Origin of the sequence: Leifsonia sp. SIMBA_070 (assembly GCF_046534635.1) — a bacterium.
Taxonomy (GTDB): Bacteria; Actinomycetota; Actinomycetes; order Actinomycetales; family Microbacteriaceae; genus Leifsonia.
Genome location: NZ_JAWRYK010000002.1, coordinates 384,358 through 396,775, shown reverse-complemented (window position 1 = coordinate 396,775; position 12,418 = coordinate 384,358). Strand labels below are relative to the sequence as shown.

At 71.5% G+C, this 12,418-nt stretch carries 14 protein-coding genes; 3 read left to right on the top strand and 11 right to left on the bottom strand.

Translation table 11 applies throughout. The annotated features are described in order from the left end of the window. Positions 1 to 43: 43 nt before the first annotated feature. From SB754_RS17730 to SB754_RS17720, 3 genes are read left to right on the top strand one after another with little or no spacing between them, the layout of a single operon-like run. Positions 44 to 874 (top strand): ATP-binding cassette domain-containing protein, encoded by an 831-nt coding sequence (locus SB754_RS17730; protein WP_410783966.1) that lies wholly within the window; start codon positions 44 to 46, stop codon positions 872 to 874. Then, positions 871 to 2,136, top strand: a complete 1,266-nt coding sequence (locus SB754_RS17725; RefSeq protein WP_410783725.1) for a sugar ABC transporter permease — start codon at positions 871 to 873, stop codon at positions 2,134 to 2,136. The genes SB754_RS17730 and SB754_RS17725 overlap by 4 nt, the downstream gene beginning before the upstream one ends. A gap of 44 nt (positions 2,137 to 2,180) precedes the next feature. Continuing rightward, positions 2,181 to 2,417, top strand: coding sequence for a hypothetical protein (locus SB754_RS17720; RefSeq protein WP_121263242.1), 237 nt, complete (start codon positions 2,181 to 2,183; stop codon positions 2,415 to 2,417). 107 nt (positions 2,418 to 2,524) lie between these two features. On the opposite strand, the gene hemL is transcribed toward SB754_RS17720, so the two are convergent. From hemL to hemE, 11 genes are all read right to left on the bottom strand, one after another. After that, positions 2,525 to 3,862 (bottom strand): glutamate-1-semialdehyde 2,1-aminomutase, encoded by a 1,338-nt coding sequence (gene hemL, locus SB754_RS17715; RefSeq protein WP_410783724.1) that lies wholly within the window; start codon positions 3,860 to 3,862, stop codon positions 2,525 to 2,527. Next, on the bottom strand, positions 3,850 to 4,776 hold the full coding sequence (gene hemB, locus SB754_RS17710) for a porphobilinogen synthase (protein ID WP_410783965.1): 927 nt from the start codon (positions 4,774 to 4,776) through the stop codon (positions 3,850 to 3,852). The genes hemL and hemB overlap by 13 nt, the downstream gene beginning before the upstream one ends. 110 nt (positions 4,777 to 4,886) lie before the next feature. Further along, positions 4,887 to 5,693, bottom strand: a complete 807-nt coding sequence (locus SB754_RS17705) for a uroporphyrinogen-III synthase (protein WP_410783723.1) — start codon at positions 5,691 to 5,693, stop codon at positions 4,887 to 4,889. Beyond that, the gene (gene hemC / locus SB754_RS17700; protein ID WP_410783722.1) at positions 5,690 to 6,691 is read right to left on the bottom strand and encodes a hydroxymethylbilane synthase; all 1,002 of its coding nucleotides are present in this window, start codon (positions 6,689 to 6,691) and stop codon (positions 5,690 to 5,692) included. The genes SB754_RS17705 and hemC overlap by 4 nt, the downstream gene beginning before the upstream one ends. Further along, on the bottom strand, positions 6,688 to 7,842 hold the full coding sequence (locus SB754_RS17695; RefSeq protein ID WP_410783964.1) for a ferrochelatase: 1,155 nt from the start codon (positions 7,840 to 7,842) through the stop codon (positions 6,688 to 6,690). Before SB754_RS17695 ends, hemC begins: the two co-directional genes overlap by 4 nt. A gap of 53 nt (positions 7,843 to 7,895) precedes the next feature. Further along, positions 7,896 to 8,627: a hydrogen peroxide-dependent heme synthase gene (gene hemQ / locus SB754_RS17690; RefSeq protein WP_410783721.1), complete on the bottom strand. Its 732-nt coding sequence runs from the start codon at positions 8,625 to 8,627 to the stop codon at positions 7,896 to 7,898. Positions 8,628 to 8,676: 49 nt separating this feature from the next. Then, positions 8,677 to 8,892 (bottom strand): DUF3618 domain-containing protein, encoded by a 216-nt coding sequence (locus tag SB754_RS17685; protein WP_410783720.1) that lies wholly within the window; start codon positions 8,890 to 8,892, stop codon positions 8,677 to 8,679. After that, positions 8,882 to 9,301, bottom strand: a complete 420-nt coding sequence (locus SB754_RS17680) for a phage holin family protein (protein WP_410783719.1) — start codon at positions 9,299 to 9,301, stop codon at positions 8,882 to 8,884. The genes SB754_RS17685 and SB754_RS17680 overlap by 11 nt, the downstream gene beginning before the upstream one ends. Positions 9,302 to 9,338: 37 nt before the next feature. Beyond that, positions 9,339 to 9,659, bottom strand: a complete 321-nt coding sequence (locus SB754_RS17675) for a hypothetical protein (RefSeq protein ID WP_410783718.1) — start codon at positions 9,657 to 9,659, stop codon at positions 9,339 to 9,341. A gap of 16 nt (positions 9,660 to 9,675) precedes the next feature. Next, the gene (hemG, locus tag SB754_RS17670; RefSeq protein ID WP_410783717.1) at positions 9,676 to 11,235 is read right to left on the bottom strand and encodes a protoporphyrinogen oxidase; all 1,560 of its coding nucleotides are present in this window, start codon (positions 11,233 to 11,235) and stop codon (positions 9,676 to 9,678) included. Then, a complete protein-coding gene (hemE, locus tag SB754_RS17665) occupies positions 11,232 to 12,383 on the bottom strand; it encodes a uroporphyrinogen decarboxylase (protein WP_410783716.1) in 1,152 nt (383 codons plus the stop codon). Before hemE ends, hemG begins: the two co-directional genes overlap by 4 nt. Positions 12,384 to 12,418: the final 35 nt, after the last annotated feature.

Sequence of the window (12,418 nt, the reverse complement as noted above, 5' to 3'; positions counted from 1 at the left end):
CAGGAAGCATGCTGCGCACAGCTCGAAGGAGAACGCCGTGACCATGGAATCCGCCATCGTGGACGAGCAGCGGTCGGACCGCCGCCCCGTCCTCTCGCTCCGCGGGGTCTCGAAAGGCTTCGGCGCCGTCCAAGCGCTCACCGACATCCACCTCGACGTCTACCCCGGCGAAGTCGTCGCCCTCGTCGGCGACAACGGCGCCGGCAAGTCGACGCTCGTCAAGATCCTCGCCGGAGTGCACCCGCAGGACGCGGGCACCATCGAGTTCGACGGTCAGGTGGTGAACATCCCCTCGCCGGCGGCCTCCCGCGAACTCGGCATCGCGACCGTCTTCCAGGACCTCGCCCTCTGCGACAACCTCGACGTCGTCTCGAACCTGTTCCTCGGGCGCGAGATCAGCAAGGGGACGCTCGACGAGGAGGAGATGGAGAAGCGCTCCTGGAGCCTGCTGCGGCAGCTCTCCGCGCGCATCCCCTCCGTCCGCATCGCCGTCGCGTCGCTCTCCGGCGGCCAGCGGCAGACCGTCGCGATCGCCCGCTCCCTGATCGGCGACCCCCGGGTCGTCATCCTCGACGAGCCGACCGCCGCACTCGGTGTCGCGCAGACCGCCGAGGTGCTGAACCTCATCGAGCGCCTCCGCGAGCGCGGGCTGGGCGTCATCCTGATCAGCCACAACATGGCGGACGTGCAGGCGGTCGCCGACCGGGTGGCCGTGCTGCGGCTCGGACGCAACAACGGCGACTTCCGCGTGCCGGACGTCAGCTACGAGGACATCATCTCCGCCATCACCGGCGCGACCGACAACGTCGTGGTGCGCCGCGCCGAGCGGTTGATGGAGGCCGAAGAATCCACCGAACGGAGCCCGGAAGCATGAGCAAGACAGCGCCCCAGGCGCCCGAGACCCCGGCCGAACTCGCGGCCGACCTCCAGGACGAGCGGCTCATCCGCGACGAAGGACTGGGCGGCGCGGTCCGCGCGTTCGGCCGCCGGGTACGCGGCGGAGACCTCGGATCGCTCCCGGTCGTCATCGGCCTGGTGGTGATCTGGGTCGTCTTCCAGATCCTCAATCCCAACTTCCTCAGCGCCAATAACCTGGTCAACCTGACCCTGCAGTGCGCGGCCATCGGAACGATCTCGATCGGAATCGTCCTGGTGCTGCTGCTCGGCCAGATCGACCTGTCCGTCGGCTCGGTCAGCGGTGTGGCGGCGGCCATCCTCGGCGTCGGCTTTACGCAGCTGCACTGGCCGCTCTGGCTCACGCTGATCGTCGCCATCCTGGCCGGATCGGCGATCGGCCTGCTCTACGGCTTCCTGTTCACCCGGTTCGGCGTGCCGAGCTTCGTGATCACGCTGGCCGGTCTGCTCGGCTTCCTCGGCCTCCAGCTGTGGATCCTCGGGCCGAACAGCTCGATCAACCTGCCATACGACTCGTGGATCGTGCAGTTCGCGCAGCAGTGGTTCCTCCCGCCCTGGGCGGCGTACGCGCTCGCGGTGATCGCGGCCGGCGCGATGTTCTTCTCGGACTGGCGCCGCAACGTCCGGCGACGCAGCGCAGGGCTCTCCGAGGGGTCGATGTCCATCGTCCTGATCAAGGCGGCCCTCCTGCTCGTGGGCCTCTGCATCAGCGTGTGGTATCTGTCCACCGACCGCGGCACCGGCGCGATGTTCCTCTTCTTCGTGGTGCTGGTGATCGTGATGAACTTCTTCCTCACGCGCACCCGCTGGGGACGTTCGGTGTTCGCCGTCGGCGGCTCGGTCGAGGCGGCCCGCCGCGCCGGCATCAAGGTGAATCGCGTGTTCATCAGCGTGTTCATCCTGACGTCGACCTTCGCCGCTGTCGGCGGGATCCTCGCCGCCGCCCGCCTCGCCTCGGTGAGCGCGTCGTCTGGAGGCACGGACACCAACCTGAACGCCATCGCGGCTGCGGTCATCGGCGGCACGAGCCTCTTCGGCGGACGTGGTTCGGCGTGGTCGGCGCTGCTCGGCATCCTGGTCATCCAGTCGATCTCGAACGGCCTGACGCTGATGAACCTGGACTCGTCGTACCGCTTCATGATCACCGGCGCGGTGCTGCTGCTCGCGGTCATCATCGACTCGCTGTCGCGCCGCTCGCGGGAGTCGCACGGCCAAGCCTAGGGACTCCGGTCCCGTCCTCCGGGCGGGCGTGGGAGAGTGGTGGGATGACCCGGACCACCACCTTCCGCGCCCGCCTTCTGCGTTCGGGGGCTGAGCCGCAGACGGTCACGGTGCGGTCGTCGTCGGACGCCCCGCCGCGCACGCTCCGCCGCGCAGCGGGCGGTGGAGGCACTCTGAACTTCGACGTGTACGCGCTGCTCGACGCCGACGGCTGGCCCGCCTCGGCGACGTACACCTACGTCGAGTCGCTGTCGCGCGAGCCGGCCGCCCCCGACGCGTAACCCGTCCCGTCCCGTCCCGTCCTTTCGTCGAAGTGCACGTCGTTGCGGGCAACACGCCGTGGAGGTGCGCAACAAGGTGCACTTCGACGAAAAAGGGACGGGACGGGTCAGGGAGCGGGAGGTGTGGCGGAGGCGGCGGCGCGCGCCGCGGCGGGGAGGGCGTCGAGGATGCGGGAGACGGCGGCGTCGTCGTGGGCGGCGGTGACGAACCACGCCTCGAAGACGCTCGGCGGGAGCGAGACGCCCTGGTCGAGCATGGCGTGGAAGAACGCGCGGTAGCGGAACGCCTCCTGACGCTGGACCTCGGCATAGGTGCGCGGGGCGCGGTCGAAGTCGCCGAAGACGAAGCTGAACAGGTTGCCCGCACGCTGCACGCGGTGCGCGACGCCTGCACCGCTCAGGGCCTCCGACACTCCGGCCGACAGCGTGGCCGCGACCTCGTCGAGCCGGGCGTACACCGCGGCATCCGCGTACTGCAGTGTCGTGAGACCCGCCGCGACGGCGACCGGGTTCCCGGAGAGCGTGCCCGCCTGGTAGACCGGACCGGCCGGCGCCAGGAAGTCCATGAGCTCCGCCCGTCCGCCGAGGGCCGCCAGCGGCATCCCGCCGCCGATGACCTTGCCGAAGGTGACCAGGTCGGGCGTATAGCCGCGGTCGAGCCCCCAGAATCCCGCCTCGCCGACGCGGAAGCCGGTCAGCACCTCGTCCAGGATGAGCAGCGCACCGAACTCATGCGCAAGGTCGGTGAGGGCGGCGTTGAAGCCCTCGTCCGGCGGGACGACGCCCATGTTGGCGGCAGCGGCCTCGGTGATGACGGCCGCGATATCGGGGCCCTGGGCCTCGAAGACCGCGCGGACCGCATCCAGGTCGTTGTAGGGCAGCACGATCGTCTGCGCCGCCGTCGCCTCGGTGACGCCGGCGGAGCCGGGCAGTGCGAGCGTCGCGAGGCCCGAACCGGCCTCGGCGAGGAGGCTGTCGGAGTGGCCGTGGTAATGGCCGGCGAACTTGATCAGAAGCGGCCGACCGGTGAAACCGCGAGCCAGGCGGATGGCGCTCATCGTCGCCTCGGTGCCCGTGGACACCAGGCGCAGTTTCTCGACGAACGGGACGCGCGCGATCACGGCCTCGGCGAGCTGCGTCTCGGCCGGGGTCGACGCGCCGAACGACAGGCCGCGCGCGGCGGCCTCCTGCACCGCCTGAACGACGGCGGGATGGGCGTGGCCCAGGATGGCCGGACCCCACGACGCGACGAGGTCGACGTACTCGCGACCCTCCGCATCCGTCACGTACGGACCGCGGGCCGACACGAGGAAGCGCGGCGTGCCGCCGACCGATCCGTAGGCCCGCACCGGCGAGTTGACGCCGCCCGGGATCACGCGCTGCGCGCGCTCGAACTGCTCAGTGTTGTCGAACTGTTTCGTATTCACGTCGGTCATCGCAGCCATCCCGCCACTTCGGTCGCCCAGTAGGTCATGATCGCGTCGGCTCCTGCGCGCTTCGCACCGACGAGGGTCTCCTCGATGATGCGGTTGCGGTCGATCCAGCCGTTGGCGGCGGCGGCCTCCACCATCGCGTACTCGCCGGAGACCTGGTACGCCCAGACCGGCACGTCGCTCAGCTCGGCGACATCGCTCAGCACGTCGAGGTAGCTGAGCGCGGGCTTCACCATGAGGATGTCCGCGCCCTCCTCCAGGTCGAGGCGCGCCTCGCGCAGCCCCTCGCGGCGGTTCGCCGGGTCCTGCTGGTAGGCGCGGCGGTCGCCGGAGAGCTGCGAGTCGACCGCTTCGCGGAAGGGACCGTAGAAACCGGAAGCATACTTGGCCGCGTAGGCCAGGATCACGACATCGGTGTGGCCGGCGTCGTCGAGCGCCTCACGCACGGCGGCGACCTGGCCGTCCATCATCCCGCTCAGACCGAGCAGCTGCGAGCCCGCTTCGGCTTGGGCGACGGCCATGTCGCGGTAGCGCAGGAGGGTGGCGTCGTTGTCGACGCGGCCGCGGGCATCCAGGACGCCGCAGTGTCCGTGGTCGGTGAACTCGTCCAGGCAGAGGTCGGTCTGCACCACGAGCGCGTCGCCCACCTCGTCGGCGAGCACGCGCGTCGCCACATTGAGGATGCCCTCCGGGTCGGTCGCCGCCGAGCCGACGGCGTCACGGGTCTCCGGCACGCCGAACAGCATCAGACCGCCGACGCCGGCCTCGGCCGCCTGGTTCGCGACGCGTTTGAGCGAGTCGAGGCTGTGCTGCGAGACGCCCGGCATCGAGCCGATCGGTACCGGCTCGGCGGCGCCCTCTCGCACGAACAGCGGGAGGATCAGCTCAGAAGGGTGGAGGCGGGTCTCCGCGGTCAGCCGGCGCATGGCCTGAGACTGCCGCAGCCGTCGGGGGCGGATGACGGGATGCAGTTCACTCACTCACATCAGCCTACGCCCGCGTGGCTGAAGGCCCGCCGCATGGCGGACGGAGGGGGTCAGTAGTCGTATTCGTCCGTGTCGACGGCGCGAGACTGCGCCACCTTCACGACGGCGTCGATGAGGGAGGCGGCGGTGCGCTCGGCGGCGATGACGTCGACCCGGAGACCGAACGAGCGCGCGTCGCGGGCCGTCTGCGGGCCGATCGCCGCGATGAGCGTCGACTCGGGAACCGGCCCGAGCTGCTGCTGCACCTGCTCGGCGACGGAACCGCTGGTGACCAGGATGGCCTGGAACAGCCCCTCGCGGACCTCGGCCACGACGCTCTCCGGGACGGACACGCCGACGGTGCGGTAGGCGACCACGGACTCCACGTCGTGCCCGATGCGGCGCAGCCCCTCGGTGAGGAGGGGCTTCGCGATCTCCGAGCGGAGGGTGAGGATGCGCAGCGGGAACGCGCCCTGGGTGGCCGCCTCCCACTCGGCGAGGAGGCCGCGCGCGGAGTTGTCCTCGGCCGGCACCAGGTCGACCCGGTAGCCTGCGGCGGCGAGAGCGGCGGCGGTGGTCTCGCCGACGGCCGCGACGCGGGTGGTCGGCGGCACGACGACGCGCTGCGCGCTGAGCACGTCGACGGTCGTCGCGCTGGTGACGGTCATCCAGTCGAACTCGCCGGCGGCGAGGCGAGCGAGCGCCGCCTCGAGGGCCGGGGCGTCGGCCGTCGGAGCGAAGTTGATCATCGCCGCGACGACGGGCGAAGCGCCCTTGGAGCGCAGGTCGGCCGCCACGGAGTCGCCCCAGGGGCCGCCGCGCGGCACGAGCACGCGCCAGCCGGCCAGCGGTTTCGGGGTGGGGGCCGTGTTCGTCATCGTGAGCTCCCCAGCGGGGCCAGGCCGGCGGCGCCCGCCTGCAGCAGCTCCGCCACCACGCGGGCGCCGACATCGCGTGCGGCCTCGTCGAGGTGGGCGGCGCCGAGCGAGTCGGGGGTCGCGGCGTGGGAGGCGGTGAGCTGCTCCGAGCCGTCGGGCCGGTAGACCGTCGCGGTGAGGAACAGGAGTCCGTCGTCGACGAGAGCGGTGGCGCCGATGGGAGCCGCGCATCCCGCTTCGAGGCCGGCGAGGACGACCCGCTCGGCCGTCACCGACGCATGGCTGGTCACGTGGTCGACCGCGGAGAGCGCGCGGGCGATCGGGCCGCGGCCCGTTTCGTCGCCGGCGCGCACCTCGAGGGCGAGCGCGCCCTGACCGGGTGCCGTCGGCATGAGGGACAGCGGGAAGAAGTCGGTCACCGCGTCGAGCCGGTCGATGCGGCCGAGGCCGGCGGCGGCGAGCACGACCGCGTCCAGGTCTCCGGAGGCGACGGTCCCGAGCCGGGTGTCGATGTTACCGCGGAGGTCGAGGATGTCGAGGTCCGGACGCTGGGCCTTCAGCTGCGCGACGCGTCGCGGGGAGCCGGTGCCGACCCGGGCGCCCTCTGGCAGCGTCTCGAGGGTGAGACCGTCGCGGGCGCAGAGGGTGTCGCGGGCGTCGGCACGCTTCGGGATGGCGCCGATCACGAGCCCGGGCGCCGGTGCGGTCGGCAGGTCTTTGAGCGAGTGCACCACCAGGTCGACCTCGCCGGAACGGAGCGCGTCGCGCAGGGCCGTGGCGAAGACACCGGTGCCGCCCAGCTGGGCGAGCGACTCGCGCGAGGTGTCGCCGTGGGTGGTCACCGTGACGATCTCGACATCGGCGCCGGTCGCGCGGGCGATCGAGTGGGCGACCGCCGTCGTCTGCGCGACCGCCAGGGCGCTGCCGCGCGTCCCGATGCGCAGCACGCCCTCGCGGCGCTCGGCGGCGCCGTCGACCCTCGTCACGGACCCGGTCACGGCGCCAGTCCCGCCGCGGCCGGCTTGAAGCCCAGCCTGACGTTCTCGCAGCATCCCGGGCGGCAGACGTCGTACCAGGGCCCGAGCGCGGTGACCGCGGGGCGCTGCTCGACGGGTACGCCGTCGCGGCGCTCCAGCACCAGGTCGACCAGCCCCTTCACGTAGGCCGCATGGGTTCCCGGTGTCGGCACGCGGACGGCCACCAGACCGTGCTCGTCGCTGGTCTCCATCGCCTCGTTGTCGAGGTCCCAGAGCACCTCCATGTGGTCGCTCACGAAACCCAGCGGCACGATGACGACGGCCTTGACGCCGAGCGCGGGGAGCTCCGCGATCCGGTCGTTGATGTCGGGCTCCAGCCACGGCATCGACGGCGGGCCGGACCGGGACTGGTAGACCAGATCCCACCCGACGGTGCCGCCCGTCGCGGCGTGCGTGACCACTTCAGCGACCGCCAAGTGCTGCGCGGCGTACGCGCCGCCCTCGCCGAAGGCGCGCTCGGCCGGCCCGGACTTCGCCGCATCGGACGACGGGATGGAGTGCGTCGAGTACAGGATGCGCACCTCGGTCGCCGGGTCGAGGCCCGGCAGCTTCACCTGCAGCTCGTCGATGGCGGTGCGGACGCCCTCGATGAACGGCTCGACGAAGCCGGGGTGGTCGAAGAACTGGCGCACCTTGTCGATCTGGATGCGTCCTTCGAGACCCGTGGCCTCCAGTGCGCCCGCGAAGTCCTCGCGGTACTGACGGCAGCTCGAGTAGGAGGAGTACGCGCTGGTCGTGATCGCGATCAGCTTCGTGAAGCCGCGCTCGTCGGCCTCGCGCAGCGCGTCGGCCAGGTACGGGTCCCAGTTGCGGTTGCCCCAGAGCACCGGCAGATCGATTCCGCGCTCGGCGAGCTCGGCCTCCAGCGCCGCCTTCAGCTCGCGGTTCTGGTCGTTGATCGGGCTGACGCCGCCGAAGTGGCGGTAGTGGTGGGCGACCTCCTCGAGGCGCTCCTCCGGGATGCCGCGGCCGCGCGTGACATTGCGCAGGAACGGGATGACGTCGTCCTGCCCCTCGGGGCCGCCGAAGCCCGCGAGCAGGATGGCGTCGTACGCGGTCGGCTCGGTGACGTGCTCGGGACCGGCGGCCGCGGCCGGGGTCGCACCCAGCACACGCCGGCTCGTCTGCGCACCCGTGGTCTGCGCACCGCTGGTCTGGGCATCCGTCACTGCAGGACCTCCACGACCTCGGCCGGCTGGACCCGACGGCCGGTGAAGAACGGGACCTCTTCGCGCACGTGGCGGCGCGCATCGGTGTAGCGCAGCTCGCGCATCAAGTCGACGAGGTCGGTCAGCTCGTCGGCCTCCAGCGGCAGGATCCACTCGTAGTCGCCGAGGGCGAACGAAGCCACCGTGTTGGCGAGGACCGAACGGAAGGCGGCGCCCTTGCGGCCGTGCTGGGCCAGCATCGCGGAGCGCTCCTCGTCGGGGAGCAGGTACCACTCGTAGCTGCGCACGAACGGGTAGACGCAGAGCCAGTTCCGCGCCTCCTTGCCGCGCAGGAAGCCGGGCACGTGCGACTTGTTGAACTCGGCGTCACGGTGGACGCCCATCGCGTTCCACGTGGGCAGGAGCGCCTTGAGCAGACGGGTCCGGCGCAGCTGACGGAGACCCCACTGCAGGCTCTCGGCCTCCGGGCCGTGCAGCCAGATCATGATGTCGGCGTCGGCGCGCAGACCCGACACGTCGTACAGGCCGCGGGTGGTGACCCCCTGCAGCTCGATGTCGGCGATCACGCCCTCCAGCTCCTCCACCGCGGCCGGCACATCGGTGCCGTCGAGGTCGTCGGGCCGCGCGGGATCGCGGCGCAGGACGGCCCACAGGGTGAAGCCGGTCGGGTTCTCTTCGGGGGTGTCGGGGGCGGACGACTCTGCCGGAACGGCAGCCGGGGTACTCATACCCACAGTCTCCCTCTGAAACCTGGGAAGGCCAAAAAAGGACGGCCGCTCACCGGCGGATGAGACGCACGATGCCCCAGACCGCACCGGCCGCCACGGCCGCGGCTCCCGCAACGAGCGCGGCGAGTGCTGCCGGGTTCTCCTTCCGGAGGCGCTGGATGCGCTCCCCGGTGCGCTTGGGCACGTTGAGCTTGTACTCGATCGCCGCCATGGTCGCGGCCAGATCGGCGCGGGCTCGTTCGACGTCGCTGCGGTCAGTTGTCATACTTGCCCAGTCCTTTCAGCGCGTCGGCGTCCTCTTTGATGCTGTCGATGGTCTGCGACGGTGCCACGCCGTCCATCTTCTTGAACGAGCGGATGCCGATCAGGGCGAGTACGACGGCGATCACGACGAGCGCGCCGAACACGATCAGGGCAGCGGCCCAGGCGGGAAGCGCGACCGCGATCCCGAGGATGGCGGCGGCGATCAGCGCACCGAGCCCGTAGAAGAGCAGCAGCGCGGCGACCGCGAGCAGCCCTATGCCGACACCGGCATACTTCGCCTTCCCGGCGAACTCGGCCTTCAGGTGGTTCAGCTCGGCCTTCAGCAGCCCGACGAACAGCGTGGGCAGGTCGGAGATCAGCTGCGCAAGGGACTTCGTCCGCGCACTGTCGGCCCGTTCACGGTCGGTCATCGCGTCTCCCCTCGTCGCTTCCCGTACAGTACTCCGGTCAGGAGCCGCCGGGGCGGGCACCGTCTCCGGCGAGCAGGGCGGCCTCCGCGGCGGGCGACGGATACGGGGCCCGCGACTCGCGACGCCGGCGGTTCGCCTGGACCACGAGCTTCTTGACGGTGATGTAGACGGTCTCGGGGAACTCGCCCACCTTCTCGGCCACGAAGTCCTCGACGGAGTGGACCTGCTTCTGCACTCCGGGGGATTCCCAGACCTTGGTCGCCGCGGCCTTGATCTGGTCGTAGCGCTCGCGTCCGGCCCGAGCGCCGAGCACGAAGCCCACCGCTGCTCCGGTGACGAAGAGGATCTTGCCGCGCATTCCGTCTCCCTGTCGGTCAGTCCGTCTGTCTGTCAGTCCTGGTGTCGTTTTGCGTGTCGGCCTGGAGGGCGTCGGTCAGGGCTCTCCACCGTAGACCTCGTACGCGCTCGGCCGCCCGGCGCGCATCCGGGATGACGGAGGCGAGGCCCGTGCCGGTCAGCCAGGACCCGGTGACTTCGAGACCCTCGACACCGTCGACCTCGGTGCGGACCCGCTCGATGCGTTCCCGCTGCCCCACTGTCGCATACGGGAGGGCGTTCGTCCAGGGGGTCCGGGCGAATGCCGTCACAGAGGATTCCGCGATCGGAATATTGAGCAGGAGGGACGCGTCGGCCACCGCCTGCGCGCGGAGCTGCGCGTCGGCGAGACCGCTGGTGGCGTCCGTCCGTCCGGCGCGGCCGTAGGAGAGGCGGACCACGTGACGGCCGCCCGCTGCCTCCGCGACCCAGGCCCACTTGGCGCTCGAGTGCGTCATCGCCTTGGCGCGCACGTCGGTCCCCGGCACGTCGGCGACGAGCACGCCGGTCCCGACCGGGGTCGTCGCCAGCCGGTCGTCGTCGATCACGAGGGTGACCAGCTCGACGCTGGACGCGGGCGGCCAGTCCAGGTCGCGCAGTGCGGCGAGCGCCGGATCGAGCGAAGCCAGCAGGTCGAGGGAGGCGTCGGCCGGGGAGGCGAGCACGACGGCGTCGGCGGTGAGCTCCTCCCCTTCTTCCGTGCGCACGAGCCAGTGGCCCGGTCGTTCGAGCTCGGCCACGTCCGGCGCATTCTCCGCACTGTTCGCGCGCCAAGACTCGACGGCGACGACCCGGACGCCGGTCAGGACCTTCCCACCCCGGCCCGCGATCTCGGCGGCGAGCGCCTCCGGCAGCCGCCACATGCCGCCGCGGATCCCGCCCACCGCACTTCCGGCCTTCGCTGCAGACCGCAGTTCGCCGACCGCGCCGGAGAGCGACCCCAGCCGCGTCAGCGCTGCGTTCAGGCCCGGCGCGACGACATCCACATCCAGATCGTCCGGCGCGGCCGAGTACACACCGGTCGCGACGGGAGCGACCAGCAGGTCGAGGACCTTTCGGCCCATCCGCTTGCGGACGAGGGCGCCCAGCTGACGCTCCTGACCGACCTTCAGGACGGGGATGATCCGGTCGAGGTAGGCGCGGAACGCTCCGGGCCAGCCGATCGCTGCCGCCACATCCTTCGCCAGGGGTGAGCTCGGGATGCCGAGCAGTCCCGCCTTCGGGAGGGGCACAGAGCGCGAACCGTGCCGCACCCATGCCCCGGACGGGTTCGGCTGGACGACGTCGTCATCGAGACCGAGGTCGTGCAGGAGCCCGGCGACGTGGCCGCCGCGGGTGGCGAAGCTCTCCGCCCCCGCATCCAGCGTCATCCCACCGAGCGGCAGCGGCGCGACGCTTCCGCCGACGCGCTGGGAGGCCTCAAGCAGCGTCACCTCGAAGCCGGGACGGGCGCACTCCCGCGCGACGACCAGACCGGCCATACCACCGCCGACCACGACGACGCGGGTGGCCGGCGCCTCCACGACGTGCCGGATCTCCTCGCCCAGCTCGTCGCTCATTCCGGGCGCCACCCGTGGACGAGCTCGACGAGGCGTGTGAGAACGGTCGGGTCGGTCTCCGGCGGAACGCCGTGGCCGAGGTTGAGGACGTGGGAGGGAGCCTCCCTGCCGCGGTCGAGGACGTCGAGGACATGCGCCTCGAGCACCGGCCACGGGGCGTCCAGCATGGCGGGATCGACGTTGCCCTGCACGGGGACGACGTGCCCCAGACGGCGGCTGGCCTCGTCGAGCGGGATCCGGTAGTCGACGCCGACGGTGTCCGCTCCCACCTCGTGCATCGCCTTGAGCAGCTCGCCCGTGCCGACACCGAAGTGCACGAGCGGCACGTTGCGCAGCTCGGCGACCGCGGCCGTGGCCTCCTCGCCGTCCACCGCCTCCGCGCCCGGCAGCACGTACGCCAGATCGCGCACGTGGGACAGCGCCCGCGCCGATGCCGGCGCCACATGCGTGACGTAGTCGTGCAACGAGAGCGAGCCGGCCCAGGAGTCGAAGAGCTGAGCGGCACTGGCGCCCGCCTGCACCTGGGCGCGCAGGAACGCGCCGGAGAGGTCCGCGGTCCAGGCCATGAGCCGCGACCAGGCGTCCGGGTCGGCGTGCATCAGGGTGCGAGCGCGGATGTGGTCCTTGGAGGGGCCACCCTCCACGAGGTACGCGGCGAGGGTGAACGGAGCGCCGGCGAAGCCGATGAGCGGGGTCTCCCCGAGCTCGGCGATGGTCAGCCGGACCGCCTCCTGGATAGGTGCGAACACGTCGTCGCCGAGAGAGGCGGGGTCGAGCGCGGTGAGCCGGTCCACGTCCTCCGCGGTCCGCACCGCCTGTGCGAACACGGGGCCCTTGCCTGCGACGATCTCCACATCCACGCCCGCCAGTTTGAGCGGCACGACGATGTCGCTGAAGAAGATGCCCGCGTCCACACCGTGCCGGCGGACGGGCTGCAGGGTGATCTCGCTGGCCGTCGCCGGGTCCAGGCACGCGTCCAGCATCCGCGTCCCCACCCGCAGTTCGCGGTACTCCGGCAGGGAGCGTCCAGCCTGGCGCATGAACCAGACCGGCGTCACCTCCGGCCGGTCGCCCTGGTAGGCCCGGACGAGCGGGCTGGACGCGGTGCGCCCGGAGGCGAGGGGATGCTCGGAAGAGAGGGAGGTCACCCCACGATTCTGCCAGTGCGCAGACTGGGCGGATG